This is a genomic window from Phenylobacterium sp. J426, from assembly GCF_024699945.1.
Classification (GTDB): Bacteria; Pseudomonadota; Alphaproteobacteria; order Caulobacterales; family Caulobacteraceae; genus Phenylobacterium.
Genome location: NZ_JAJOMY010000001.1, coordinates 1,375,179 through 1,400,731 on the forward strand (window position 1 = coordinate 1,375,179; position 25,553 = coordinate 1,400,731).

The 25,553-nt window shown below is 72.0% G+C and carries 22 protein-coding genes and 1 pseudogene; 13 read left to right on the forward strand and 10 right to left on the reverse strand.

What is annotated here, in order from left to right:
- Positions 1-18: 18 nt before the first annotated feature.
- From LRS10_RS07215 to rsmI, 5 genes are all read right to left on the reverse strand, one after another.
- Positions 19-1,587, reverse strand: a complete 1,569-nt coding sequence (locus LRS10_RS07215; RefSeq protein ID WP_257836658.1) for a hypothetical protein — start codon at positions 1,585-1,587, stop codon at positions 19-21.
- Between the two features lie 68 nt (positions 1,588-1,655).
- Positions 1,656-3,098 (reverse strand): MBOAT family protein, encoded by a 1,443-nt coding sequence (locus tag LRS10_RS07220; protein WP_257836659.1) that lies wholly within the window; start codon positions 3,096-3,098, stop codon positions 1,656-1,658.
- A 132-nt stretch (positions 3,099-3,230) separates the two neighbouring features.
- Positions 3,231-4,046, reverse strand: coding sequence for a transglutaminase family protein (locus LRS10_RS07225; protein WP_257836660.1), 816 nt, complete (start codon positions 4,044-4,046; stop codon positions 3,231-3,233).
- Between the two features lie 27 nt (positions 4,047-4,073).
- Entirely contained in the window at positions 4,074-4,466 is a 393-nt protein-coding gene (locus LRS10_RS07230) for a YraN family protein (protein WP_257839100.1), read from the reverse strand.
- Entirely contained in the window at positions 4,466-5,269 is an 804-nt protein-coding gene (gene rsmI / locus LRS10_RS07235) for a 16S rRNA (cytidine(1402)-2'-O)-methyltransferase (RefSeq protein ID WP_257836661.1), read from the reverse strand. The genes LRS10_RS07230 and rsmI overlap by 1 nt, the downstream gene beginning before the upstream one ends.
- A 312-nt stretch (positions 5,270-5,581) precedes the next feature.
- On the opposite strand from rsmI, the pseudogene LRS10_RS07240 reads away from it, so the two are divergent.
- Positions 5,582-5,821 (forward strand): annotated as a pseudogene (locus LRS10_RS07240) (family 16 glycosylhydrolase); the annotation flags it as partial.
- Positions 5,822-6,047: 226 nt separating this feature from the next.
- Complete coding sequence (locus tag LRS10_RS07245) at positions 6,048-6,233, forward strand: hypothetical protein (RefSeq protein ID WP_257839101.1); 186 nt, start codon at positions 6,048-6,050, stop codon at positions 6,231-6,233.
- Here LRS10_RS07245 and hemW read toward each other — a convergent pair.
- Positions 6,230-7,348, reverse strand: a complete 1,119-nt coding sequence (gene hemW, locus LRS10_RS07250; RefSeq protein WP_374569623.1) for a radical SAM family heme chaperone HemW — start codon at positions 7,346-7,348, stop codon at positions 6,230-6,232. The genes LRS10_RS07245 and hemW overlap by 4 nt on opposite strands.
- 26 nt (positions 7,349-7,374) lie before the next feature.
- Positions 7,375-7,974: an RdgB/HAM1 family non-canonical purine NTP pyrophosphatase gene (gene rdgB / locus LRS10_RS07255; protein ID WP_257836662.1), complete on the reverse strand. Its 600-nt coding sequence runs from the start codon at positions 7,972-7,974 to the stop codon at positions 7,375-7,377.
- Between the two features lie 392 nt (positions 7,975-8,366).
- Here rdgB and LRS10_RS07260 point away from each other — a divergent pair, with 392 nt between their 5' ends.
- Positions 8,367-8,897 (forward strand): DUF2975 domain-containing protein, encoded by a 531-nt coding sequence (locus LRS10_RS07260; protein WP_257839103.1) that lies wholly within the window; start codon positions 8,367-8,369, stop codon positions 8,895-8,897.
- A 1-nt stretch (position 8,898) separates the two neighbouring features.
- Entirely contained in the window at positions 8,899-9,138 is a 240-nt protein-coding gene (locus tag LRS10_RS07265) for a helix-turn-helix transcriptional regulator (protein WP_257836663.1), read from the forward strand.
- On the opposite strand, the gene rph is transcribed toward LRS10_RS07265, so the two are convergent.
- Positions 9,135-9,851 carry a ribonuclease PH gene (gene rph, locus LRS10_RS07270; protein WP_257836664.1) on the reverse strand — a complete coding sequence of 239 codons (717 nt, stop codon included), beginning with the start codon at positions 9,849-9,851 and terminating at the stop codon, positions 9,135-9,137. The genes LRS10_RS07265 and rph overlap by 4 nt on opposite strands.
- A gap of 125 nt (positions 9,852-9,976) precedes the next feature.
- Here rph and hrcA point away from each other — a divergent pair, with 125 nt between their 5' ends.
- The 3 genes from hrcA to dnaN all read left to right on the forward strand — a co-directional run bounded on the left by hrcA (position 9,977) and on the right by dnaN (position 12,930).
- Positions 9,977-11,044 carry a heat-inducible transcriptional repressor HrcA gene (gene hrcA, locus LRS10_RS07275; protein WP_257836665.1) on the forward strand — a complete coding sequence of 356 codons (1,068 nt, stop codon included), beginning with the start codon at positions 9,977-9,979 and terminating at the stop codon, positions 11,042-11,044.
- A gap of 13 nt (positions 11,045-11,057) precedes the next feature.
- Complete coding sequence (grpE, locus tag LRS10_RS07280; protein WP_257836666.1) at positions 11,058-11,690, forward strand: nucleotide exchange factor GrpE; 633 nt, start codon at positions 11,058-11,060, stop codon at positions 11,688-11,690.
- Positions 11,691-11,811: 121 nt separating this feature from the next.
- Entirely contained in the window at positions 11,812-12,930 is a 1,119-nt protein-coding gene (dnaN, locus tag LRS10_RS07285) for a DNA polymerase III subunit beta (protein ID WP_257836667.1), read from the forward strand.
- A 181-nt stretch (positions 12,931-13,111) separates the two neighbouring features.
- Here the strand turns inward: dnaN and LRS10_RS07290 are convergent, their stop codons facing one another.
- Positions 13,112-13,360, reverse strand: coding sequence for a zinc-finger domain-containing protein (locus LRS10_RS07290; protein ID WP_257839104.1), 249 nt, complete (start codon positions 13,358-13,360; stop codon positions 13,112-13,114).
- A 154-nt stretch (positions 13,361-13,514) separates the two neighbouring features.
- Here LRS10_RS07290 and LRS10_RS07295 point away from each other — a divergent pair, with 154 nt between their 5' ends.
- Positions 13,515-14,468 (forward strand): ABC transporter ATP-binding protein, encoded by a 954-nt coding sequence (locus tag LRS10_RS07295; protein WP_257839105.1) that lies wholly within the window; start codon positions 13,515-13,517, stop codon positions 14,466-14,468.
- Between the two features lie 120 nt (positions 14,469-14,588).
- Here the strand turns inward: LRS10_RS07295 and LRS10_RS07300 are convergent, their stop codons facing one another.
- Positions 14,589-15,401 carry a GNAT family N-acetyltransferase gene (locus LRS10_RS07300; RefSeq protein ID WP_257836668.1) on the reverse strand — a complete coding sequence of 271 codons (813 nt, stop codon included), beginning with the start codon at positions 15,399-15,401 and terminating at the stop codon, positions 14,589-14,591.
- Positions 15,402-15,539: 138 nt separating this feature from the next.
- Here LRS10_RS07300 and mutS point away from each other — a divergent pair, with 138 nt between their 5' ends.
- From mutS to murJ, 5 genes are all read left to right on the forward strand, one after another.
- Positions 15,540-18,167: a DNA mismatch repair protein MutS gene (mutS, locus tag LRS10_RS07305; RefSeq protein WP_257836669.1), complete on the forward strand. Its 2,628-nt coding sequence runs from the start codon at positions 15,540-15,542 to the stop codon at positions 18,165-18,167.
- 67 nt (positions 18,168-18,234) lie between these two features.
- Entirely contained in the window at positions 18,235-19,182 is a 948-nt protein-coding gene (locus LRS10_RS07310) for a glycosyltransferase (RefSeq protein ID WP_257836670.1), read from the forward strand.
- Positions 19,183-19,202: 20 nt separating this feature from the next.
- A complete protein-coding gene (locus LRS10_RS07315; RefSeq protein WP_257836671.1) occupies positions 19,203-22,016 on the forward strand; it encodes a [protein-PII] uridylyltransferase in 2,814 nt (937 codons plus the stop codon).
- A 12-nt stretch (positions 22,017-22,028) separates the two neighbouring features.
- Complete coding sequence (locus LRS10_RS07320) at positions 22,029-23,837, forward strand: DEAD/DEAH box helicase (RefSeq protein WP_257836672.1); 1,809 nt, start codon at positions 22,029-22,031, stop codon at positions 23,835-23,837.
- The gene (gene murJ / locus LRS10_RS07325; RefSeq protein ID WP_257836673.1) at positions 23,834-25,444 is read left to right on the forward strand and encodes a murein biosynthesis integral membrane protein MurJ; all 1,611 of its coding nucleotides are present in this window, start codon (positions 23,834-23,836) and stop codon (positions 25,442-25,444) included. Before LRS10_RS07320 ends, murJ begins: the two co-directional genes overlap by 4 nt.
- Positions 25,445-25,553: the final 109 nt, after the last annotated feature.

Here is a 25,553-nt window from a genome sequence, read left to right on the forward strand (position 1 = left end):
CCGGCGAGCGCCAGCCGCTCAGCGGTTGGCGATGGCGTCCTCGGGCAGGCTCGCGGCGTCCACGCCGGTCAGGATCAGCCGCGCGCCGGCCATTTCCACCACCGTGTCCGCGCCCGCCTGGCGGACGGTGAACGCCACACCGGTGTCGATCCGCACCGTGTCGCCCTCCTCGGCGCGGAAGTCGGTCACCCGGTCCACCCCCGCGCCCGCGAAACTGTTGAACACGTCGGCCCCCGGTCCCCCGGTGAGGATGTCGTCCTCCCGCCCGCCGTTCAGCCAGTCGTCCCCTGGCCCGCCGTCCAGCACGTCGCGGCCGCGGCCCCCGCGGAGGATGTCGGGTCCGTCGCCGCCCAGCAGGGTGTCGTCGCCCGGCCGCCCGTCGATCGCTTCGCCGGCCGCCGTGCCGACCAGACGGTCGTTGCGGTCCGTGCCCTGCAGATGGCGCCCCGGCGGCAGCGGCGCCTGAACCCGCAGCGCGTCGCGATTGGCCACCGCCCGTTCGATCCGTTCGAGCGCCTGCGGCGAGGCCGGCGGCGCGGGGCTGAGCGAGGTGTCGAGGCCGTTCTCCACCACCTCCAGCACCACGGCGTCGGGCCGGAACCGCTCGATCAGGTCCGGCCGCCAGGCTCCGTCCTGGTTGTGCGCCAGCACGATCCGGCTGAAGTGCGGATAGAGGAACGGCAGCAAGGCGTTGGAGAACGAGTCCATCGTCATCAGCAGAACCGGCCTGCCGGCCTGGCCGGTGTCGATGACGTGGGGCGCGGTCCAGTCCTGGCGCCCGGTCAGCCACGTGGTGCGGATCTGCGCCTGCGCCCGGGGATCCTCCAGCTCGGGATAGTCGATGGGGACCCAGCTCGCGACGCCCAGCATCAAGGCCAGGTTCCGGGGCTTGTTCGGATCACCCCGCCGCACCTCGGTGAAGCTCTCCAGCGGACGGGGGCCCTCGGGGCTGACGCCGCGCCGCTGCAGCTCGCGCATCAGCTCCGCATAGCCGACATAGGCGCCCAGGCCCGTCCAGTGGGTGTCGTTCGGCTCGTACAGCCGCAGGCCCCAGCGGGCCGGCTGCGCCATGGCCGCCTCCAGGCGCAGCACCGTGCCGGCGCCCGACGCCTGGGCCAGTCTGGCCAGCATGGCCGTGGGCCGGTTCGGATCGGGGCCGCGGTACCAGCGGGGGCCGTGCTGCGGGTAGACCAGCTCCTTGTCGGGCGGCGAGATCACCACGTACGGCACGCCCTGCGCCGCCAGGGCCTCGGTGCGTCCCGCCAGCCCCGCCAGCCAAGCGCGCGCCTCGGCGTCGGTCAGCGGGGGCAGGCCTCGCGCCGGGCCCAGATGGGTGGTGTCGTCGTAGAACAGCCAGCCGTCGCGGCCGACGATCACCCGCGGCGATCCCGACACGCCGAGCTTCATCTTGGCCAGGTTCAGGGCGCCGATCAGGTGCGGCCGCGCCGGGAACCGGTCGGCCACCCAGGCGTCGGCGGCCGTGCGGAAGGCCTCCAGCCCCGCCGGCGTGCGCGGCAGGACCGGCGCCTGCGCCAGGGTGCGGTTCTCGTCCAGGTCAGGGGCGCGGACGAACCGCGGGCGCCGCATGGGCGGCGGCGAGCACCAGCACGCTCGCCCCGATCAGCCCCGCCCAGTGTCTGCGCAGCGGGTCCACGTCAGAACCGGAAATAGAGGAAGGGGTTGAGGCTGGATCCCGCCAGATAGGCCACCGAAAGCACCAGCCCCGCGATCAGCACCGGCGTCGCCAGCACATGGACGGCCTGGGTGTCGAGGCGCGCCTCGAGGGTCGGCGAGGGCGGCAGCCTTGGCGCGTTCAGCCGCGACATCGCCCAGGGCAGGACCGGATAGGCGAACACGCATCCCAGGGCCAGCGCCGCCAGGACCTGATTGTCCAGCACCACCTGGGTCGCGACCGGCAGGGCCCGGACGCCGGCCGGATCGACGAGGGCGCCCCAGTAGCGCAGCGCCTCCGTCAGGCTCTCGTCGCGGAACAGCACCCAGCCGGCCATCACCGCCAGCAGCGTGTAGGCCGTCGCCATTGCGCGGGGCAGTCGCTCCAGCACGCGGCCCAGGCCGAAGCGCTCGATCAGCAGGAAGCCGCCGTGGAACAGGCCCCAGACGACGAAGTTCCAGGCCGCCCCGTGCCAGAAGCCGGTGAGCAGGAAGACGACCAGCAGGTTGCGCACCGTCTTCCAGGCCCCGCCGCGGTTGCCGCCGAGCGGGATGTAGACGTAGTCGCGGAACCACGACGACAAGGAGATATGCCAGCGCCGCCAGAACTCGGTCACCGACCGGGCCATGTACGGGTAGTCGAAGTTCTTCGGAAAGGTGAAGCCCAGCATGAAGGCCAGGCCGATGGCCATGTTCGAATAGCCGCAGAAGTCGAAGTAGATCTGCAGGGTGTAGGCCAGCATGCCCAGCCAGGCCGTGCCCACGTCGAGCGAGCCGGGGGGGCGAGTCCGAAGGCGTGGTCGGCCAAAGGCGCCACCGAATTGGCGATCAGCACCTTCTGGCACAGGCCGACGATGAAGTACTGGATGCCCAGGCCGATCCGGCCCGTCCGGCGGCGGTCGGCGTGCAGCTCGTCGCGGATATGGGCGAAGCGGACGATCGGCCCCGCGATCAGGTGCGGGAACATCAGGATGTAGGCCGCGAAGCGGGTGAGGTCGCGCTCCACGGTCACCTGGCGGCGGTGCACGTCGAAAAAGGTAGCTGATCAGCTGGAAGGTGAAGAAGCTGATGCCCAGCGGCAGGCGTGGGTCTATGGCCGGCAGCGGGTCGCCGGGCAGCAGCGCATTCAGGTTGGCGGCGAAGAAGCCCGCGTACTTGAACCAGCCCAGCACCGAGAGATCGATTGCGATCAGCGCGCCGAGCGCCAGCCGTCGGCGCGTCGGGTCGGCGAGGCCGTCCAGCGAGCGCGCGCCCGCATAGTTCAGCCCGATCAGGGCCAGCAGCAGGAAGACGTAGGGGCCTTCGCCCCAGGTGTAGAAGACGGCGCTGCCCGCCAGCAGAGCGCCCGTCCGCCAGCCGCTCAGGTAGTAGCCGAGCAGGAACAGGGGCAGGAAATAGAAGATGAAGATGACGGAGCTGAAGACCATCCGCCGTTGCCGCGCCCCGTCTCACGAATCGCGGGTCAGGATGGTCGGGCCCAAGCTTCGCCGCAAGCGCCGCAACCTGGCGTGGCGAGATGGGGCCCATTCGAGACTGTCGGGGGCAAGGCGGCCGCCTGCCTAGTTCAGGCGCAGCCTCACGCGCTCGCGCTGGGCGCGGGCCGCCAGGGCCGCACCGCCGTCGATCGAGCTCGCCCGCTGCAGAGCCTCCAGCGCCCCCGTCAGCGCGCCCTGACCTTCGCGCGCCGCGGCGACGTCCAGCCACGGCCGGTGATCGGCCGGATCCAGCAGGGCGCGGCGCAGCGCCGCCCGTTCCGCCCGCGGATAGTCGCGCACTGCGCTTGCCCGGGCGAAGATGATGTTCTGCAGCCGCATCAGCACCGCACGGTCGCTGACCGGCGCCATCAACCGGTCCAGCCGGTCGGCGACGTTGGGCGTCAGCCCCGCGTGCAGCGCCCGGCGGGTCAGCTCGGACGGCAGGACGACCCGGCCCTCCGAGAACGGGTCGAGCGCCAGCGGACCCTCCTCGGTCTCGATGCGCAACAGGAAGTGCCCGGGGAAGTCGACGCCCTGCACGGTCAGGCCGCAGCGGCGGGCGGCGTGCAGGTAGTAGATGCCCAGCGTCACCGCCAGGCCGCGGCGGGTCTCCGCCACGGTGATGATGTCGGCGTTGCCGAGCCCCTCGGTGGCGAACAGGTCGCCGGTCAGGCGCAGGTCGCCGGCCATGGTCTCGGCCAGGGCCTCCTCGGCGCTTTCCCGCTTCAGCCGCTCGCTGAGCCGCTGGACGCCGGCCTGAGCCATGTCGCGCGCCACGCCCGGATCGCGGGTCGGGTCCTCGTGCATCGCGCAGGCGATCGCCGCCTCCAGCAACGGGAACTCGCCCTCGGGGGCGGCGCCTGCCTCCAGCAGGATCGTCTCGGCCTCTTCGCGATCCATCCGTCTCTTAAACTGGGAATCCCGTCCTCAGGCGCCCTTCCAGGCGTCCGGAATATGCATAGGAAGCCGCCCGGGCGCGAGGGCCACGAGGTCGAGGCGAACGGACGCACCCTTCAGCCCCGGCCGCTTGGCCGCCAGGTTGGCGCCGGCGCGCCGCAGGCGATCGCGCTGGTCCGAGCTGACAGCGTCGAGCGCCGCGGCGAGGTTCCCGCGCCGCTTCACCTCCACGACCGCCAGCACGCGGCCTCGCACGGCCAGCAGGTCGATCTCGCCTTGCGGCGTCTTCAGCCGGAAGCCCAGGATGCGGTAGCCGCGCAGCATCAGCCACAGCGCCGCGACGACCTCGCCGCGTCGGCCCGACAGCCGGGCGGCCGCCCCGCGAGCGGTCCGCGCCGCAGCGCGGGAGGGCGGCGGGGCGATCACCGCTTGAGCTCCAGCGCCCGGCGGTACAATTCGCGCCGCGGCAGTCCCAGCGCCTTGGCCACCTCGGCCGCAGCGTCGGCGGGTTTCAGGCGGCCCAGCGCCTCGGTCAGCGCCGCGTCCGCATCGGCGGCGGTCGCCTGGACCTCGCGGCCCGGTCCGACCAGCACCACCAGCTCGCCGCGCGGCGCCTCAAACTGCGGGTCGGCGGCGAGCGCCGCCAGCGGTCCGCGGACGATGGTCTCGTAGAGCTTGGTCAGCTCGCGGCAGACCACCGCCTCCCGCGTTCCGCCCAGCACGTCGGCCATGTCCGCCAGGCTGTCGGCGAGCCGCGACCCGCCCTCGAAGAACACCAGGGTGGCGCGCACGCCGGCGATCTCGGCCAGGAAGGTCCTGCGCGCCGCCGACTTGGCCGGCGGGAAGCCCACGAACAGGAACCGGTCGGTCGGCAGCCCCGAGGCGGCGAGCCCGGCCAGCAGGGCCGAGGCGCCGGGGATCGGGATCACCGGGAAGCCCGCCTCCGCCGCCTCGCGCACCACGCGGTAGCCGGGGTCAGAGACGAGCGGCGTCCCGGCGTCCGACACCAGCGCCACGCGCCCTCCGTCGGCCAGCACCGCCAGCGCCCGCGGGGTGGCCCGGGCCTCGCCATGCTCGTCGCATCGCTCCAGCTTCGCCGACAGCCCGAACGCCTGCAGCAGCTTGGCGGAGACACGGGTGTCCTCGGCCAGCACCAGGTCGGCCTGGGCCAGCACGTCCAGCGCCCGCAGGGTGATGTCCCGCAGGTTGCCGATCGGCGTCGCCACGACGTAGAGGCCCGGCGCGAGCGGGGCGTCGTCGAGCGCGGGCGGGGGGTAGGGCGCGGGCCATGGTCCGAGGCTTCGCCGCTCCGGCCTGAGAACGCAAGCCGCATCCCCGCGCCGGGATGTGCATGCTAGGCCCCGGCCGTGACCCTGACGCGTCTCCTCCTGCTGTTCAGCCTGCTGGCCGCGCCCGCGCTGGCCTCGGAGCCGCGCCTCGTCTGGTCGGACGAGTTCGAGGGGCCCGTCCTCGACCGCGCCAGGTGGTCCGCCGACGTGGACTGCTGGGGTGGCGGCAACCACGAGCGGCAGTGCTACGTGGACCGACCTGCGAACCTGGCGGTCCAGCACGGCCTGCTGCGCCTCACGGCCACCCGTGATCGGACGACGGGCCCAGCCTGGCCTGCCCGGCTGGGCGGCGGCGGCTCGCGGTCGCTGCCCTACGCCTCCGCCCGTGTGCACACCCGTGGCAAGGCGGCGTTCCGGTACGGCCGGGTCGAGGTCCGCGCGAAGCTGCCCGGCGGCCAGGGGATCTGGCCCGCGATCTGGATGCTGCCCGAGCACGACGCTTACGGCCCCTACCCGCTGTCCGGCGAGATCGACATCGCCGAGGCGGTGAACCTCGGCGTCGCTTGCGAGAGCTGTCGGGACGCGGTGCACGGCGCGCTGCACCACGGCCGCTCCGCCCGTAGCGTCCGCCAGCGGGGCGGCGCGGGCGCCGCTCCCGGACAAGGACGCCTTCCACATCTATGCCCTGGACTGGACGCCGACCGAGCTCGTCTGGCTGCTCGACGGCGCGCCGTACCACCGCGAGCCCACCCGCCCGCCCTTCGACCAGCCCTTCCACCTGATCCTCAACCTCGCCGTCGGCGGCAAATGGCCGGAAGGCGCCGGACGGGGCGGCGTCGACGAGCAGGCCCTGCCGGCCACCCTGTGGGTCGACTGGGTGCGCGTGTACGTGCGGGACTAGGCCTCGGTCGCCAGCGCCGTCGTCAGGCTGTCCAGCACCCGCCGCCCGGCCGCCGTCGCCCGAAGGCGGTCCGGATCGTCGGCCAGCAGCTCCAGCTCGACCAACCGACGGACGACCGGGCTGTCGGGCCGCAGGTCCAGGGCCGCCACCTCGGCGAACGGCACGCCGTCCGCCACCCGCAGCCCGCCCAGCAGCCGCTCCTCCGCAACGTCCTGCGCGGTCAGCGGCTCGCGTTCCGACCGGCCCGCGATGTAGTCGGCCGGGCGGTCGGCGGCGGTCGTCGCCAGCCGTCCGGCGGCGGTGGTGATCCGGCCGTGCGCGCCGGGGCCCGCGCCGACGTAGTCATGGCCCCGCCAGTAGACGAGGTTGTGCCGCGAGCGCGCCGCGGTCCCCTTGGCGTGGTTGGAGACCTCATAGGCCTCGAACCCCTTGGCCTCGAGGACCGCCTGCGTCGTTTCATAGAGCTCGGCGGCCGGCTCCTCGGCCGGCGGGACCAGCAGGCCGCGGCGCACCGCGCGATCGAACGCGGTCCCGGCCTCGATGGTCAGCTGGTACGGCGAAATGTGCTCCGCGCCGAGGGCGACCGCCGCCCGCAGCTCGTCGGCCCAGGCCTTGGGTGTCTGGCCCGGCCGGGCGTAGATCAGATCGACCGACAGCCGCGGGAAGAGGCGCGCCGCCGTCTCTGCGGCCCGGCGACCTTCGGCCGCCCCATGGTTGCGGCCGAGCAGCTTCAGCGCCGCGTCGTCCAGCGACTGCAGGCCCAGCGACAGCCGGCTCACGCCCGCGTCGCGGAACCCCTGGAAGCGGCCCGCTTCGACGTCGGTGGGATTGGCTTCCAGCGACACCTCCAGATCCGCCGCGGGCGTCCAGAGCCGCTTTGCGGTCTCGACGATCTCGCCCGCCCACTCAGGCGCCATGAGCGAGGGCGTGCCTCCGCCGAAGAAGATCGACACCAGCTCGCGCGGACCGGTCAGCGTCCGCTGATGCTCCAGGTCCCGCACAATGGCGCGGGCGAGGTCCTGCGCCTCGGCCTCGCGGCCCCGGGCCCTGAAGACGTTGAAGTCGCAATAGGGGCAGATGCGCGCGCAGTAGGGCCAGTGGACGTAGACGCCCAAGGGGATCCCTTGGGGCGGAGGGGTCGTCACAACAGGGCGGCCTTGAGTTTCTCGAACGCCCGCGCGCGATGGCTCATGCCGTCCTTCACTGCGGGCTCGAGCTCGCCGAAGGTCTTGTTGAGACCTTCCGGCACGAAGATCGGATCATAGCCGAAGCCCCGGTCGCCGCGCGGCGGGAAGGTCAGCGTCCCGTCGATCCGGCCCTCGACCACCACGGCCGGACCGCCGGGCCAGGCCACCGCCAGGGCGGACGTGAACCATGCCGAGAAGTCCTCGGCGCCGGCCTCCTCCAGCCGGTCCTCGACCTTCTTCATCGCAACTGCGAAGTCCTTGCCGGGCCCCGCCCAGCGCGCGGAGTAGATGCCGGGGGCGCCGTCCAGCGCCGCGACGGACAGGCCGCTGTCATCGGCGATGGCCACCAGCCCCGTCGCCTCCGCCGCGTGCCGGGCCTTGAGCAGCGCATTGCCGACGAAGGTGCTCTCCGTCTCGTCGGGCTCGGGCAGGCCGAGCTCTCCCGCGGCCACGAGCTCGAAGCGGCCCTCCAGGATCTCGGCCAGTTCGCGGGCCTTGCCGGGGTTGTGGGTGGCGACCACCAGGCGGCTGCCGGGCTCCAGGCGCAGGGCCATCGCTTAACTCCATCTTTACGGGCGGCGGACCATAGCGCGCGCCCGTCGTGCTGCATTGCGAAAGTTTAATCAGATTACGCCCAATTCACGTGATCGAAAAACGATGCGGGCGTATCGATAAACACAACAAGTAAGCGTATCCACCCAGCCCCGATGCTGCAGCGCAGCATCAACATCAAGGAGACAGAAAAATGTTCGCCAACGTCATGTCCTTCGTCGACCGCGCCGCCATGAGCTTCGCGCTGGTCCTGGGCGCCGTGCCGATGCTGGCTATCGCCGCCGCGCAAATCTAGGTTCGACGCATGAAGTTCGTCAGACCCGTCCGGGCCGCCGCGTGGCTGCACGCCGGCCGGGCGGGTCAAGACGAGACGCTAGCGGGGTCGACCAGCATCATGCGCGCCTTGGGTCCGGGCTCGGTTTCGAGCTTCCTGAAGATCATCCTGGACGTCGTGTTCGGCGCGCTCTGGGTGCTGCTGTGCATCGTCGCCCTGATCACGGTCGCCGCCGTGCTGCTGAGCTTCAATCCCGACCTGCTCGCCGACGTGACCGTCAATTCCGAGGCGGGCGAAGTCCTCCGCCGCGGCCCGGTGCTGGCCGTCGGCCTTGCCGCCTTCGCCGTCTACTGCGCCGGCGTCCTGGTGATCGTGGGCTGCCTGCGGCGCATCTTCGCCACGCTCACCGCGGGCGATCCCTTCCATCCCGACAATGTCGCGCGCCTGCGCCTGATCGGCCTGATCCTGGCCGCCCTCGAACTGGGCCGCTACGCCCTGTGGGCGATCGGCGCCTGGGTGCTGCCGGGCGTCACCGACGTGGAGCCCAACTTCAGCCTCACCGCCTGGTTCTCGGTCCTGGTCGTCTTCGTCCTGGCCGAGGTCTTCCGCGAGGGCGCGCGCCTGCGCCGCGAAGCCGAGCTGACCATCTGACATGCCGATCCGCGTCAATCTCGACCGCGTCCTGCTCGACCGGCGCATGTCGCTGACCGAGCTCGCCGACCGCGTCGGCGTGACCATCGCCAACCTGTCGATCCTCAAGACCGGCAAGGCCCGCGCCGTGCGCTTCTCCACCCTGGCCGCGCTGTGCCGCGAGCTCGACTGCCAGCCCGGCGACCTGCTGGTCTACGAGGCCGGCCCCGACGATCCCCTCGACGAAGATCCTGAGGGCTAGCCCCCCACCGCCTGCCGCTGCAGCTCGCAGAGCTCGCCGATGCCCTTGCGCGCGAGGCTGAACAGCGCGTCGAACTCGGCCTGGGAGAAGCCGCGCTTCTCGCCGGTGGCCTGCACCTCGACGATGTCGCCATTGCCGGTCAGCACGAAGTTGGCGTCGGCCTCGGCGTTGGAGTCCTCCTCGTAGTCCAGGTCCAGCACCGGCGTGCCGGCGAACACGCCGCACGAGATCGCCGCCACCTGGTCCAGGATCGGGTCGGCCGCGATCACGCCCTCGTCCAGCAGGTATTTCGTCGCCAGCCGCAGCGCCACCCAGGCGCCGGTGATCGAGGCCGTCCGCGTGCCGCCGTCGGCCTGCAGCACGTCGCAGTCGACGGTGATCTGCCGCTCGCCCAGCGCCTTGAGGTCGGTGACCGCCCGCAGCGACCGCCCGATCAGCCGCTGGATCTCCTGCGTTCGCCCCGACTGCTTGCCGGCCGCGGCCTCGCGCCGGCCCCGCGTGTGCGTCGCTCGCGGCAGCATGCCGTACTCGGCCGTCACCCAGCCCTGGCCCTTGCCGCGCAGGAAGCCCGGGACGCCCTCCTCCAGGCTGGCCGTCACCAGCACCTTGGTGTGGCCGAAGCTGACCAGGCACGAGCCCTCGGCGTAGCGGGTGACGGCGGTCTCCAGCGTCACGGGGCGGAGCAGGTCGGGGGTGCGTTCGGACGGGCGCATGGGTCTGGGAACTTCCGGAAGGGCTTCGGCGCCTTGCGCCGACGGAGGTCGCGCTTATCCTAAACCTGAGAGGCGCCGTCCATGGGCGCCGCAACCCGCATCGCGACCAAGACCCCATTGGCCACGTGACACATCCGTTCCTCGCCCGCGGGCCGACCCTGACCGAACTGGACCAGCGCGCCCGCGAGATCTTCCGGCGCATCGTCGAGAGCTATCTCGAGACCGGCGAGCCCGTCGGCTCCCGCACGCTCTCCAAGGGCGGCCTGCCGCTCTCGCCCGCCTCGATCCGCAACACCATGCAGGACCTGACCCAGCTCGGCCTGCTGGGCGCGCCGCACGTCAGCGCCGGGCGACTGCCGACGCACGCGGGCCTGCGCCTGTTCGTCGACGGGCTGCTGGAGGTCGGCGACGTCGCCGAGCAGGAGCGCCGCAACATCGAGGCCCGCCTGATGGCCCATGGCGGCAACTACCAGGACGCCCTGAACGAGGCCTCGAAGATCCTGTCCGGACTGGCGGGCGGCGCGGGCGTGGTCGTCACCCCGGTCCGCGACGCGGGCGTCACCCACGTCGAGTTCGTGCCGCTGTCGGGCGAGCGCACCCTGGCGATCATGGTCTTCGACGACGGCACGGTGGAGAACCGGCTGATCCGCCGGCCGATGGGCGTCACGCCCTCGGCGCTGCAGGAGGCGTCCAACTTCCTGAACGCCCGCCTGCGCGGCCGCACCCTCGCCGAGGCCAAGGTCGACCTGCGGGCCGAGCTCGACCGCGCCCGCCGCGAGCTGGACGACACCGCAGCGCGCCTGGTGGAGGACGGCCTGGCGGCCTGGGGCGGCGGCGAGGACGACGAACGCGCCCTCATCGTCCGCGGACGGGCCAATCTGCTGGAGGACGCCGAGGCCATCGAGGACCTCGAGCGGGTCCGCTCGCTGTTCGAGGACCTCGAGCAGAAGGAACAGCTGATCCAGCTGCTGGACGGCGTCCGCGACGGCGAGGGCGTGCGCATCTTCATCGGCGCCGAAACGCGGCTGTTCTCGCTTTCCGGTTCCGCCGTGATCGCGGCGCCCTATATGACGGGGTCGCAGCGGGTGGTGGGCGCGATCGGCGTGATCGGCCCCGCCCGGTTGAACTATGCCCGGGTCATCCCGTTGGTGGACTACACCGCCCGCGTGCTTGGCCAGGTGATGAACGCGTAAGACCAGGTAGGACATGTCCGAAGACAACACCCCGCCCGAAGATCCGAACGACGGCTTCGACTTCGACGGCGCCGAGCTCGAGGCGCTGAAGGCCGAGAACCAGGGGCTCAAGGACCAGGTGCTCCGCTACGCCGCCGAGGCCGAGAACACCAAGCGCCGCGCCGAGCGCGAGGCCAACGACGCCCGCGCCTACGCGATCCAGAAGTTCGCCCGCGACCTGCTGGGCGTCGCCGACAACCTCGACCGCGCGATGACCGCCGCGCCCACCGACCATCCCGACGCGCCCGTGAAGAACTTCGTCGTCGGCATCGAGATGACGGCCAAGGAGCTGCTGGGCGCCTTCGAGCGCAACGGGCTCAAGAAGATCGACCCGGCCAAGGGCGAGAAGTTCGACCCGCACAAGCACCAGGCGATGATGGAGCAGCCCGGGACCGACGTGACCCCCGGCGGCGTCATCCAGGTGCTGCAGCCCGGCTACGAGCTGCTGGGCCGCCTCGTCCGTCCGGCCATGGTCGTGGTCGCCGCGAAAGGCGCCGGCGCGGCCTCGTCGGGCGGCGGTGGCGACGGTGGGTCGAACCCCTACGCCGCCAACGAGGATGGCGATCAGGCCCCCGGGTCTGGCGGGTCTGTGGACACCCGCGCCTAAAGCCCGCCGGCCCTCTTCCCCCGAGGGGGATTTTGGCTAATGTCGCAAGTCCCTTCCTTTCGGGGTGTGGGCCGGCGTTGCTGATTCGCGCCGGCCGCAAAAGGCGAGCCGGGACCTAAGAATGAAGCTGACGATCGAACGCGCCGCGCTGCTCCGGGCCCTGGGCCACGTGCAGAGCGCGGTGGAGCGCCGCAACACCATCCCGATCCTGTCGAACGTGCTGTTGTCGGCCGAGCGCGATCGCCTGACCTTCTCGGCCACCGACCTCGACATGGAGATCGTCGACGAGGCCATGGCCCAGGTCGACCAGCCCGGCCAGATCACCGCCCCGGCGCACACCTTGTACGAGATCGTCCGCAAGCTGCCGGAAGGCGCCGACGTCTCGCTCAGCTTCACGGGCGAGGACCCGCGGCTAACGGTCCAGGCCGGCCGCTCGCGCTTCAACCTGCCGGTGCTGCCGGCCGGCGACTTCCCGGTCATGTCGTCGGAGGGTTTCGGCGGCTCGGTGGCCGTCGACGTCAACGACCTGATCCGGCTGATCGACAAGACCCGCTTCGCCATCTCGGCGGAAGAGACCCGCTACTACCTGAACGGCCTCTATCTCCACACGGTGGTGGTGGACGGCTCGCCGCGCCTGCGCGCCGTGGCCACCGACGGGTCGCGGCTGGCGCTGGCCGACATGCCCGCGCCCGAGGGCTCGGCCGGCGCGCCGGGCGTCATCGTGCCCCGCAAGACGGTCGGCGAGGCGCGCCGCCTGCTGGAGGACGCCGGCGAGAGCGTCGAACTGCAGGTCAGTCCCCAGAAGATCCGCTTCGAGCTGGGCGGCGCCGCCCTGACGTCGAAGGTCATCGACGGCAACTTCCCCGACTATGCGCGCGTCATCCCCAAGGACAACAACCGCACGGTCATGGTCGACGCCAAGCTGTTCGCCCAGGCCGTCGACCGCGTGGCCACCATCTCGGCCGAGAAGAGCCGTTCGGTGCGCATGGCCATCGAGGCCGGCCGCGTCGTGCTGACGGTGCGCAACATGGAAGCCGGCCAGGCGGTGGAAGAGCTCGAGATCGACTACGACGGCGAGCCCTTCGAACTGTCGTTCAACGCCCGCTACCTGCTGGACGTCACCGACCAGATCTCGGGTGAGCAGGCGGAGCTGCGTTTCGGCGGCCCCAACGACCCGGCCCTGATCCTCGATCCCGCCGACGCCGACGTTCAGTACATCCTGATGCCGCTCAGGGTGTAGAGCGCATCAGTCCCTCCTCTTCAGGGGAGGGACAGGCCGCGAAGCGGCCAGGGTGGGGAGTGTCATTCAAGCTCGGGTGAGCAGGAGGGACCTCTTGGCAGGCCCAGCGCCCGGTCACGGCCCCCTCACCCGACGAGGCTTCGCCTCGCCACCCTCCCCTGAAGAGGAGGGCTGAGAACGCTCAGTGCCCGTGCGGGCCCTCGTACACGCCCGGCGCCAGCCGCTCGTCCTCAGGGCCTTCCGAACCTGCAGCCAGCACGAAGCGGCGGTCGCAGTACGGGCACTCGACGAAGCTCGCCTCGCCCATCTCCAGCCACACGCGCGGATGGCCCAGAGCGCCGCCGACGCCGTCGCAGGCGACCCGGCCCGACCGGACGATGATCGTTTCCGGCGCGGGGAAGTCGGGCGTCAGCGCCGGCTTGGCCGGCATCGGCTCCGGCTGCTTCTGGGCTTTGGCGCTCTTCGCGCTGACGAGTTTGCGGGCCATGGCCTGATCTGAACCTCTAGGCGGCCGCATGCTTGGCTCGGACGCGGCGCGGGCCTACCTATGCGACCGCGGCTTTCGCCGTCAACGACAGGTGATCATGGACCTTCCGGAATACGCGATCGAGGCCAAGGGCCTGGTCAAGACCTACGCCGCCACCAAGACCACGCCCGAGATGCGGGCGCTCAAGGGGATCGACCTGGCCATCCCCCGCGGTTCGATCTTCGGCCTGCTGGGGCCGAACGGCGCCGGCAAGTCCACCTTCATCAACATCCTGGCCGGCCTGACCCGCAAGACCTCGGGCACGGTCTCGATCTGGGGCCGCGACATCGACCAGCGGCCGCGCGACGCCCGCGCCGCCATCGGCGTGGTGCCGCAGGAGATCGCCGCCGACCCGTTCTTCACGCCGCGCGAAGCCCTCGAAGTCGCCGCCGGCATGTACGCCGTGCCGAAATCCGAACGCCGCACCGACGAGCTGCTGGCCGCCCTCGGGCTCGCCGACAAGGCCAAGGCCTATGTCCGCCAGCTCTCCGGCGGCATGAAGCGCCGGCTCATGGTCGCCAAGGCCATGGTCCACAACCCGCCGGTGCTGATCCTCGACGAGCCCACCGCCGGCGTCGATGTGGAGCTGCGCCGCCAGCTCTGGAACTATGTGCTGGAGCTCAACCGCAAGGGCGTGACCATCGTGCTCACGACCCACTACCTGGAAGAGGCCCAGGAGCTCTGCGACCAGATCGCCATCATCAACCGCGGCCAGGTCGTCGCCTGCGAGCCCACGACGACGCTGCTGCGCCGGATGGACACCCGAAACGTGCTGGTGACGCCGGAGGAGCCTCTGACCGCCGCGCCCGTCCTTCCCGGCTTCGAGACCAAGCTCGGCAAGGGCGGCGGCTTCTCGGTGAGCTATCGCACCGGCCAGTCCAGCGTGGAACAGGTGCTCGCCGCGATCCGCGCGTCCGGCCTGCACATCAAGGACATCGCCACCGAAGATCCCGATCTGGAGGACATCTTCGTCTCATTGACCTATGCCGCGGAAGAGGCGAACGCGGTCTAGTCCCTCCCCTTCAGGGGAGGGTGGCCGCGCCGCAGGCGCGCCGGGTGGGGGGAGTCATGGCCGGGCGCAGATCCGGCAGGCGGGACCCCCGGCCGACGGTCCCCCTCCCCTCGAACGTCTTCAGCATGGCCCGTCCTCCTCATGTCGAAGGACTATGGCCCAGCTCTGTTGACAGCAGTCTGTCAGCAGCTCACCTCCCCCGTCGCGCAGCGATGGCGGGAGGGGGACCGTTCGCCGAGGCCCGCGCAAGCGGGCTGAAGAGCGAATGGTGGCGGGGGCGGGCCTCAGGCGCAGCCGCTCGCCCCCTCCACCATCGGCTCTCCGCCTGCGGCCCGGCCGACGGTCCCCCTCCCGCCGCTGCGCGGGGGAGGTAAGAGCTACTCCGTGAGCTTCCCGATATCCCCCCCACCGATACGCCACCTCATAAAGCAGCGTCCCGCCGGGCCCCGGTTCGCGCCGCGCGGGCTCGGCCACGCCGCCGAGATGCTCGTAGAAGCCGCGCGCGCCGAAATTCTCGCGCAGCACCGAGATCATCAGCGACGTCGCGCCCTGCGCCGCCAGCGCCCGGGCGGTCTCGGTCAGCAGCCGGCGTCCGAGGCCGCGGCCCTGCGCTGAGCTCAGGAGGTAGAGCACGCTGATCTCGCCCTCGCCGGGAACGCCCCGGCGCGACGGCCCGGCCTGGGCGTAGCCCACCAGGCCGAACCGGTCGGCGGCGGCCAAGGTGATCGCGGGGGCCAGGCCCGGGCCCGCCCCAAGCTGCCTGTGGAAGCGCCGCGCCAGGGCGACCTCGCTCATCCGGGCGAGATAGCCGGCCGGCAACAGGCCGTTGTAGGTCTCCCGCCAGCTCTGGACGTGGACGTAGGCCAGGGCTTCAGCGTCGGCGGGGCCGGGCGGGAAGACCACAAAGGCGGGCGCGAGCGCGGGCTGCGGCATCAATCCACAGCTTGGCGTTCTCTCGGGCGGGTTCAAGGGGTCGCGGGACTCAAGCCGACCCGTTAACGTCCGCGCAACCTATGAACGCGCCCGCCCCCACCGCCGTCCCCGATCCCGCCGCCGGCGCCCTCGCCGGTCATGGCGCAGTTCTTCGACGCCAAGGCGCGCCAGCCCGATGCGCTGGTCTTCTTCCGGATGGGCGACTTCTACGAGCTCTTCTTCGAGGACGCCCAGAAGGCGGCCGCCGCGCTCGGCATCACGCTCACCGCCCGCGGCCAGCACGCCGGCCAGCCGATCCCCATGGCCGGTGTCCCGGCGCACGCCATGGAGGCCTATCTCGCCAAGCTGGTGCGCGCCGGCTTCAAGGTGGCGCTCTGCGAACAGCTGGAGGACCCGTCGGAGGCGAAGAAGCGCGGCTCGAAGTCCGTGGTCCGCCGCGATGTGGTCCGTGTGGTCACGCCGGGCACGCTGACCGAGGACGGCCTGCTGGACGCCCGGGGCGCGAACCGCCTGGCGGCCATTTCCGTGCGGGCGGGCGCCGCCGCCGTCGCCAGCGTCGAGCTCTCGACCGGCGAGGTGGAGTGCATGGCGGTCACGCTGTCGGGCCTCGCCTCGACCCTCGCCGCGCTTGGGCCCTCCGAAATTCTGGTCCCGGACCGCCTGTTCTCGGACGAGGGCGTCAACGCCGCGCTCAAGGCGGCCGGCGGTTTCGTGCAGCCGCTGCCCTCGGCGCTCGCCGAGCCCTCCGCCTCCGAGACCCGGCTGAAGCGCCTCTATGGCGTCGAGACCCTGGACGGCTTCGGCCAGCTCTCCGGCGCCGAGGTCTCGGCGCTCGGCCTCATCGCCGCCCACCTCGAGACGACCCAGGCCGGCAAGGTCCCCGCGCTCTCGCCGCCGCGCCGCGCGGGCGAGGCCGACGTCATGGTCATCGACCCGGCGACGCGGAACAGCCTGGAGATCGAGCGCACCCAGTCCGGCGCCCGCGACGGCTCGCTGCTCGCCGCCATCGACCGGACGATCACCGCGCCGGGCGCCCGCCTGCTGGCCTCGCGCCTGGCCCGGCCGCTGCTGGACCCCGCCGCCATCGACGCCCGCCTCGACGCCGTCGCCTGGTTCTGCGAGGCGCGCCCCACCCGGCAGAAGCTGCGCGAGTGCCTGCAGCGCCTCCCCGACATGGCCCGCGGCCTGTCGCGCCTCGCGCTCGGCCGCGGCGGGCCGCGCGATCTCGGCGCCTTGCGCGACGGCCTGACCACCGCCGACGCGGTGGCCGGACTGTTCGCCAAGACGAACCCGCTGGTGGAGCTGCCGGCCGAGATTGCCGAGGCCGTCGAGGCCCTCGACCTGTCGAAGCGTCCGGCGCTGGCCGACTTCCGCGACCTGCTGACCGCCGGCCTCGGGACCGACCTGCCGGCGCTCGCCCGCGACGGCGGCTTCGTCGCTGACGGTGTCCGCCCCGAGCTCGATCAGGCCCGCGCGCTGCGCGACGACAGCCGGCGGGTCATCGCCGCGCTGGAGGCCCGCCTCGCCGAGGACAGCGGCGTCGCGCTGAAAGTCCGGCACAACGCCGTCCTCGGCTATTTCGTGGAATGCACCGCCAAGGCGGCCGAGCCGCTGATGCAGCCGCCGCTGAACGCGACCTTCATCCACCGCCAGACGCTCGCCAACCAGGTCCGCTTCACCACCGTCGAGCTCGCCGAGCTGGATGCGAAGATCGCCCAGGCGGCCGAACGCGCCCTGGCCATCGAGGTCGACACCTTCGAAGCCTGGCGTGGCGCGGCCATCGCCGTGGCCGCCGACCTCCAGGCCGCGGCCGAGGCCGCCGCGCGCCTCGACGTCGCCTCCGGCCTCGCCGAGTGGGCCGAGGACGTCGGCGCGACGCGGCCTCTCGTCGACCGCTCCACCGCCTTCGAGGCCGAGGCCGCTCGTCACCCCGTGGTCGAGGCCGCCGTGCGCCGGGCCGGCGAGGCCTTCACGCCGAACGACTGCCGGCTGGACGGCGCGGGCGTGGTTTCGGCGAGGCTCTCCATCGTCACCGGCCCGAACATGGCCGGTAAGTCGACCTTCCTGCGCCAGAACGCCCTGCTGGCCGTGCTTGCCCAGGCGGGCTGCTTCGTGCCGGCGAGGAAGCTGCGCATCGGCGTGGTCGACCGCCTGTTCAGCCGCGTCGGCGCCGGCGACGACCTGGCCCGCGGCCGCTCCACCTTCATGCTGGAGATGGTCGAGACCGCCGCCATCCTCACCCAGGCCACGCCGCGGTCGTTGGTGATCCTCGACGAGATCGGCCGCGGAACCGCCACCTACGACGGCCTCGCCATCGCCTGGGCCTGCGTCGAGCAGCTGCACGAGACCAACCGCTGCCGGGCGCTGTTCGCGACGCACTACCACGAGCTCGCGGTGCTGGAGGGCCGGCTGGCCTATGTCTCCAACCTGTCCCTCAAGGCCAAGGAGTGGAACGGCGACCTGATCTTCCTGCACGAGGCCGGCCCCGGCCCCGCCGACCGCTCCTACGGCGTTCAGGTCGCCAAGCTCGCCGGCGTGCCGCCCGCCGTCGTCGCCCGCGCGAAGCAGGTTCTGGAGCGCCTGGAACGCGAGGCCGGCGCGCCTGCGCACCTCGAGGACCTGCCCCTCTTCGCCGCCATCGCCGAGCCCGAGGCGCGCTTCGGTCCGTCCAAGGTCGAGGAAGCCCTTGAGGCCCTCGACGTCGACGGCATGAGCCCCCGCGAAGCCATGGACGCCCTCTACCGCCTCAAGGGCCTGCTGGCCTGATCGCCGCGGTCGCATCGCCGGAGACGCGACGCTTGCGGGCCGCCGCCGCCTCTCCTAGTCGAGGACGATGAGCCGGATCCTCTATCTCGCGTTCCCGGCCGGCCGCGTGGCCGGCGGGCACAAGATGATCCTGCGGCATGTGGAGACGCTGCGCGAACTGGGCTTCGACGCTGCCGTCTGGACGCCGGCCGACGCCGTAGGCTTCGAGTGGATCGAGCACCGCTGTCCGATCGAGCGCGGCTCGAGCTTCCGCCGCGGCGACATCCTGGTCATCCCCGAGGACGCCAGCAACGCCCTGGCCGAGGCGTCGGGGTTTCCGCTCCAGTGCGTGGTCTTCTGCCAGAACCAGTTCGGGCTCGCGAGCCACGGTTTCGCGGGCGTCGACCGGTTCCCGCCCGAGCGATTCCCGATCTTCGTCACGCCCGGGCGCGTCTGCGGCGACACCGTCCGGCGGCTCTACCCGCAGGCCCGGGTCGAGGTGGTGCAGTCCTTTGCGGACGAGCGGGTCTTCCGGCCGCGCGAGGGACGCCGCCTGGCCATCGCGCTCACCCCGCGCAAGCGGCCGGGCGAAGCCAAGGTCATCCAAACGATGCTCCGGAAGATGCACCCGCGCCATGCCGGCGTCCCGTGGATCGAGCTCAACGAGGCCACCGAGGCCGAGGTGGCGGAGGCGTTCGGGACCAGCGCGCTGTTCCTCTGCCTCAGCCGGATGGAAGCCGCCCCGATGACGCCTCTGGAGGCTATGGCGTCCGGCGCGATCTGCGCCGGGTTCCGCGGCGTCGGCGGGCGCGAGCACTCCGACGACGCCAACGGCTTCTGGGCCGAGGACGACGACTGCGAAGCCGCCGCCGACGCTCTGGCCAGCGCCGCCGATCTGGTCGTCGGCGGCGGGCCCGCGCTCGAGCGCATGCGGCAGGCGGGCTTCGAGACGGCGCGCCGCTGGTCCTACGCCGCCTTCCGGCCGATGCTCGAGGCGTTCTGGGCGGATATCGCGCCGCAAGCGCGAACGCTCTAGATCGACTATATCAGCGCCACATGCCGCCCCGCCTGAAGCCCACCCAGATCGAATACGTCGTCGACGGCGTGAAGCTGCGCAGCCAGCTGTCCACCGCCGCGCTCGAGCATATCGGCGACGAGGCGGCCCAGCGCCGCGCGGCGCTGGAGATCCTGAAGGGCGCGCTGTTCCGCGGCCGGATGATCGCCAAGGAGCGGCTGGAGAACGGCGCCGGCGGCATCGAGACCGCCCGTCTGCTGTCCGGCGTCACCGACGAGGTGGTTTCGGCGCTCTACGACTTCACCACCGTCCACGTCTTCCGCGCCCGCAACCCCACCGAGGGCGAGCGCCTCGCGCTGATGGCGGTGGGCGGCTACGGCCGCGGCACGCTCGCGCCGTTCTCCGACATCGATCTTCTGTTCGTGCGCCCCTACAAGCAGACCGCCCACACCGAGAGCGTGATCGAATTCATGCTCTACGCCCTGTGGGACCTGGGCTTCAAAGTCGGCCATGCCTCGCGCACCATCGACGAGTGCGTGAAGCTGTCCCGCGAGGACTTCACCATCCGCACCTCGATCCTCGAGGCCCGCCGGCTGACCGGCGACGAGGAGCTCGCGGACGAGCTGATCGAGCGCTTCCGCAACGAGGTGGTGAAGGGCACCGGCGCCGAGTTCGTCGCCGCCAAGCTCAAGGAGCGCGACGACCGCCACGCCCGCGCCGGCGCCAGCCGCTACATGGTCGAGCCGAACGTGAAGGAGGGGAAGGGCGGCCTGCGCGACCTCAACACCCTCTTCTGGATCGCCCAGTACCTGCATCCCGGCGAGAGCCTGGAGAAGGTGATGCAGCTCGCCATCTTCGAACGGCGCGAGGTCTCCACGTTCATCCGGGCGCTGGATTTCCTTTGGGCGGTCCGCTGCCACCTGCACTTCGCCACCGGCCGCCCCGAGGAGCGCCTGACCTTCGACCTGCAGCCCGAGATCGCCCGGCGGATGGGCTACGGCGACCGCGGCGACGCCCCGGCCGTCGAGCGGTTCATGCGGCGCTACTTCCTGTTCGCCAAGGACGTCGGCTCCCTGACCCGCGTCTTCGCCGCCAAGCTGGAGGCCGACCGGGTCAAGACGGCGCCCCGGGGCATCAGCCGGTTCATCCCCGGCCGGTCCGTCAAGCGCAAGCCGCTGGACGAGCCGGGCTTCCACGAGATCGGCGGCCGTCTGGACGTCGACCCCGGCGTCTTCGAGCACGATCCGGTCAACCTGCTGCGCCTGTTCCGCATCGCCGACCAGCGCAATCTCGACCTGCACCCCGACGCCTTCACCGCCGCCTCGCGGGCGACCGGCCTGATCACCTCGGCGGTGCGCCGCGACCGCCACGCCGCCAAGGTGTTCCTCGACATCCTGGCGCGCGGCCGCGATCCGCGCACCACCCTGGCGCTGATGAACGAGACCGGCGTGCTCGGCCGCTTCATCCCGGAGTGGGGCCGCATCGTCGCCCAGATGCAGTTCAACATGTACCACTCGTACACGGTGGACGAGCACACCCTGCGGGCCGTCGGCGTCATCGCCGACATCGCCGCCGGGCGGCTGGCCGACGACCATCCGCTGGCGGTGCAGATCATGCCCCTGATCGCGGACCGCGAGGCGCTGTTCCTGGCCATGCTGCTGCACGACACCGGCAAGGGCGGGGCCGGCGGCCAGGAGGTGGCCGGCGCCCGGGCCGCGCGCCAGGCCGGCGAGCGCCTGGGGCTCGAGCGCTCCAAGATCGAGCTGGTCGCCTGGCTGGTCGAGCACCATCTGGTGATGAGCGACTACGCCCAGAAGCGCGACGTCTCCGATCCGCGCACCGTCGCCGACTTCGCCCGCATCGTTCAGACGCCCGAGCGCCTGCGCCTGCTGCTGGTGCTGACCGTCGCCGACATCCGCGCCGTCGGGCCGGGCGTCTGGAATGGCTGGAAGGGGCAGCTGATGCGCGAGCTCTACTCGGCCACCGAGGCGGTCTTCCGCGGCGGCCGCGGCTCGGACGCCGCCGCGGCGCTCAAGCGCTACCAGGAGAACGCCGCCTACGACGCCCGCGTGAACCTGGCCAAGGCCGACCCGGACGCCGAACCCTGGGCCGACGCCATGGAGGACGCCTACTTCACCGCCTTCTCCGAGGCCGAGGTCGCGGCCCACGCCCGCCTCGCCCGCCGCGCCCAGCCCTCCGCCGCTGAGGGCCGCATCCGCACCGATCTGAACGCCGCCGAGGTCGTGGTGGCCGCCGCCGACCGCCCGCGGCTGTTCGTGGACCTGGCCGAGGAGCTGACCGCCGCCGGGGCCAACGTCGTGGGCGCCCGGGTCTTCACCTCGCGCTCCGGCCAGGCGCTCGACGTCTTCTATGTGCAGGATGCGGTGGGGCGCCCTTCGGCGCCCATGATGCGCGCGCCCTGCCGAGATTGGCAGAGGCCCTGGCCGCGGCGGCGCGGGGCGCGCCGCAGCCGCGCGAGCCTCGCCGCAGTGCGGATCTCGGCCGCGCCGCCGCCTTCGCCATCACCCCCCACCGTCATGCTCGACAACGAGGCCTCCGAGACCTCCACGGTGGTGGAGGCCTCCGGCCGTGACCGGCCTGGCCTGCTGGCGGCGCTGGCCCGGCGCATCTCCGACGCCGGGCTCTCGATTGTCTCGGCGCACATCGACGGCTATGGCGAGCGCGCGGTCGACGCCTTCTACGTGGTCGATGAAACCGGCCGCAAACTCACCGACGCGCGGAAGGGCAACGCCCTGAAGTCCGCCCTTCTCAATGCGCTCACCGAAGCCGAGGCCGAGACCGGTCAGGCCCGCCGCGCCAATTTGCAGCGCGCCCGCGCCAGCGTCGCGCGCTAAAGGACCCCAACGATGCCCTTCCCCGATACGCACCCGGCGCTCAGCCGGGCCCTCGCTGCGCGCGGCTATGCCGAGCCCACCCCCGTCCAGGCCGCCATCCTCGAGGCCGAACCCCGCCGCGACCTGCTGGTCTCGGCCCAGACCGGTTCGGGCAAGACCGTGGCGTTCGGCCTCGCCGCCGCGCCCGTCCTGCTGGACGAGGCCGAGCGCTTCGGCCCGGCCGAGCAGCCGCTGGCGCTGGCCGTGGCGCCGACGCGCGAGCTCGCCCTGCAGGTCGCCCGCGAGCTGGAGTGGCTCTACGCCGAGGCCGGCGCGCGGATCGTCACCTGCGTCGGCGGCATGGACGCCCGCCGCGAGCAGCGGGCGCTCGCCGCCGGCTGCCACATCGTCGTCGGCACCCCCGGCCGCCTGCGCGACCATCTGGAGCGCGGCAACCTCGATCTCTCGGCCCTGAAGGTGGTCGTCCTCGACGAGGCCGACGAGATGCTCGACCTGGGCTTCCGCGAGGACCTGGAGGAAATCCTGGATGCGACGCCCGACACGCGCCGCACCTTCCTGTTCTCGGCGACGCTCGCCAAGGACATCGTCACGCTCGCCCGCCGCTACCAGCAGGACGCGCTGCGCATCGACACCGTGCGCCGGGACGAGCCGCATGGCGACATCGAATACCGCGCCGTCCGCATCGCGCCGAACGAGCTCGAGAACGCCGTCGTCAACGTCCTGCGCTATTTCGAAAGCCCCAGCGCCCTGATCTTCTGCGCTACCCGCGAGGCGGTGCGCCACCTGTACGGCTCGCTGCGGGAGCGCGGTTTCCCGGTCGTCGCGCTGTCGGGCGAGATGGGCCAGAAGGAACGCTCCGACGCTCTGCAGTCGCTGCGCGACGGCCATGCCCGCGCCTGCGTCGCCACCGACGTCGCCGCCCGCGGCCTCGACCTGCCCGATCTCGGCCTCGTCATTCACGCCGAGTTGCCGGTGAACAAGGCGACCCTGCTGCACCGCTCGGGCCGGACCGGCCGCGCGGGCCGCAAGGGCGTCTCGGTGCTGCTCGTCCCCTACACGCGCCGGCGCAAGGCCGAGATGCTGCTGAACGCGGCGGGCGTCGACGTCACCTGGTCCGGCGCCCCGACGGTCGAGGAGATCCGCGAACGCGACCAGGTCCGGATGCTGGAGGACCCGATCCTCACCGACGCGCCGTCCGACGAGGACCTGGCCCTGGCTGGCAAGGTGCTGGAGGGCCGCGCGCCCGAGGCCGTGGCCGCCGCCCTGGTGCGCCTCTACCGCCAGCGCCTGCCCGAGCCGGAGGAGATGTTCGAGCAGGTCCCGGATCGGGGGCCCGGCCCAGGGGCCGGCCCGCGCGAACGGCCGCCCCGCGAGCCCCACGTCATCGCCGGCGACGGCGTGTGGTTCCGCCTCCCGGTCGGCCGCAGCCAGAGCGCCGATCCCAAGTGGCTGGTGCCGCTGATCTGCCGTCTGGGCCACGTGACCAAGAAGGACATCGGCCAGATCCGCATCTTCGACCGCGAGACGAAGTTCGAGATCAGCCAGGAGGCCGAAGGCCGCTTCCGCGCCGCCGTTGCGGCCAACGACAAGGCCGAGATGCGCGTCGAACCGTCCGGCCCGCCCGGCGAGCGCCCGCCGCCGCGGGAGTGGTCCGCCCCGCAAGGGTCCGCCCGCGCATCGCAAGGGCGCATCAAACGACCGTGGGAACGACCGGGGCCCGCGCCGCGACAATGCCCGTGGCCCGGCGCCGAAGGGCGGGAAGCCGCACAAGCGCCCGCGCGCTTGACGCTCTGCCCGAAGCCGCCGAGCAAAGCTCCGTGAGCGAGAACGTCCGCGACATCCCCCCGAAGAAGGGCGGCCTGATCCGGTCGTCGATGATCTATTCGGGGCTGACGCTGGTCAGCCGCTTCATGGGGCTGGCCCGCGACCTGGTCATCGCCGCCCGGCTGGGCGCCAGCCAGACCATCGCGGCCGACGCCTACTATACGGCGCTCACCTTCCCGAACCTCTTCCGGCGGATGTTCGCCGAAGGGGCCTTCGCGGCCGCCTTCGTCCCTGACTACGCGAAGAAGCTGGAAGGCGAGGGCCAGGAGGCCGCCGACCGCTACGCTGGCGACGCCCTCGCCACCGTCGCGGCCTTCACCGTCCTGCTGACCGTCGTCTGCCAGCTGGCCATGCCCTGGCTGATGATGGTCTACAGCTACGGCTTCCTGGAGGATCCGGCGAAGTTCAAGCTGGCGGTGGTGCTCACCCAGATCACCATGCCCTACCTGCCCTGCATGGTGATCGCGTCGCTGTTCGCCGGCGTCCTGCAGGCCCGCGGCCGCTTCATCATCTACGGCTTCTACCCGACCATCCTGAACATCGTGATGCTGGCGGCGGTGCTGCCCCAGCGGGACCCGGAGACGGCGGCCTATGCGGCCTCGTTCGGGGTGATCGTCGCCGGCGTCAGCCAGGCGGCGCTCTGCTGGTGGGGGGCGCGCCGCATCGGGGCCCGCATCCGCCCCTCGCGCCTGAAGCTGACGCCCGAGATCCGCACCCTGGTCCGGCGCATGGTGCCCGGGATCATCGCCTCCAGCGCCACCCAGCTGAACCTGTTCATCTCGGCCATCCTCGCCAGCCAGGTGGCCGGCATGCGCGCCTGGCTGAATTTCGCCGAGCGCTTCTACCAACTGCCGCTGAGCCTGGTGGGCGTGGCCATCGGGGTGGCCCTGCTTCCGAGGCTCGCCACCGCCATCCAGCGGGCCGACCACGACGACGCCCAGGGCGCCATGGACCAGGCCGTGGTCTTCGGCCTGGCCCTCAGCCTGCCGGCGGCCGCAGCCCTGATGGCCATGCCGTTCTTCCTGCTCGACGCCTTCTTCTCGCGCGGCGCCTTCACCGCCGTCGACGCCGCCGCCTCGGCCAGGCTGCTGTTCCACTACGGCTGGGGCGTGCCCGCCTTCGTGCTGATCAAGATCCTGCAGCCCGCCTTCTTCGCCCGCGGCGACACCAGGACGCCGATGACCTATTCGCTGATCTCCATCGGCGTGAACATCGTCCTGGGCGTCGGCCTCTTCTACACCCTGGGCTTCGAGGGCATCGCCCTGGCCACGGCAGCGGCGTCGTGGATCACCGTGGCCCAGATGGTGAGCCGGCTCTGGCTGACCGACATCTGGCGGGCCTCGGCCCGCGCGATCGGCAAGATCGTCAGGGTCGCGGCCGCGTCCGCCGTCCTGGGCGCCTTGTGCCTCGTGGCCTCGCTCTTCCGGGCGCAGATCGAGGCGCCGCTGGGCTCCAAGGAGCTGGCCGTCATCCTCGTCTGCCTGGCCGGCGGCCTGCTCTACCCGGTCCTGCTGTTCGCCTTCGGCGGCGTCACCCCGGCCGAGGCCCGCGCGGCGCTGCGCCGCCGCAAGGGTGATGCGCCGGTCGCCACGCCGGATCTCTAGTTGCCGCCGGAGTCGCGGGCGGGTTATCTCGCCGCCATGACGACGCGGACGCGCAACAGCTGGCGATGGCGGCCGTGAGCCGCCGATCCCGATCCTAAGCCCGGGCCTT

Coding starts and splice junctions, on each gene's coding strand:
- LRS10_RS07215 (WP_257836658.1), bottom strand. CDS start 1,587: ATGCGGCGCCCGCGGTTCGTCCGCGCCCCTGACCTGGACGAGAACCGC.
- LRS10_RS07220 (WP_257836659.1), bottom strand. CDS start 3,098: ATGGTCTTCAGCTCCGTCATCTTCATCTTCTATTTCCTGCCCCTGTTC.
- LRS10_RS07225 (WP_257836660.1), bottom strand. CDS start 4,046: ATGGATCGCGAAGAGGCCGAGACGATCCTGCTGGAGGCAGGCGCCGCC.
- rdgB (WP_257836662.1), bottom strand. CDS start 7,974: ATGGCCCTGCGCCTGGAGCCCGGCAGCCGCCTGGTGGTCGCCACCCAC.
- LRS10_RS07260 (WP_257839103.1), top strand. CDS start 8,367: ATGCGCGCCTTGGGTCCGGGCTCGGTTTCGAGCTTCCTGAAGATCATC.
- LRS10_RS07265 (WP_257836663.1), top strand. CDS start 8,899: ATGCCGATCCGCGTCAATCTCGACCGCGTCCTGCTCGACCGGCGCATG.
- rph (WP_257836664.1), bottom strand. CDS start 9,851: ATGCGCCCGTCCGAACGCACCCCCGACCTGCTCCGCCCCGTGACGCTG.
- grpE (WP_257836666.1), top strand. CDS start 11,058: ATGTCCGAAGACAACACCCCGCCCGAAGATCCGAACGACGGCTTCGAC.
- dnaN (WP_257836667.1), top strand. CDS start 11,812: ATGAAGCTGACGATCGAACGCGCCGCGCTGCTCCGGGCCCTGGGCCAC.
- LRS10_RS07290 (WP_257839104.1), bottom strand. CDS start 13,360: ATGCCGGCCAAGCCGGCGCTGACGCCCGACTTCCCCGCGCCGGAAACG.
- LRS10_RS07295 (WP_257839105.1), top strand. CDS start 13,515: ATGGACCTTCCGGAATACGCGATCGAGGCCAAGGGCCTGGTCAAGACC.
- LRS10_RS07300 (WP_257836668.1), bottom strand. CDS start 15,401: ATGCCGCAGCCCGCGCTCGCGCCCGCCTTTGTGGTCTTCCCGCCCGGC.
- mutS (WP_257836669.1), top strand. CDS start 15,540: ATGGCGCAGTTCTTCGACGCCAAGGCGCGCCAGCCCGATGCGCTGGTC.
- LRS10_RS07310 (WP_257836670.1), top strand. CDS start 18,235: ATGAGCCGGATCCTCTATCTCGCGTTCCCGGCCGGCCGCGTGGCCGGC.
- LRS10_RS07315 (WP_257836671.1), top strand. CDS start 19,203: ATGCCGCCCCGCCTGAAGCCCACCCAGATCGAATACGTCGTCGACGGC.
- LRS10_RS07320 (WP_257836672.1), top strand. CDS start 22,029: ATGCCCTTCCCCGATACGCACCCGGCGCTCAGCCGGGCCCTCGCTGCG.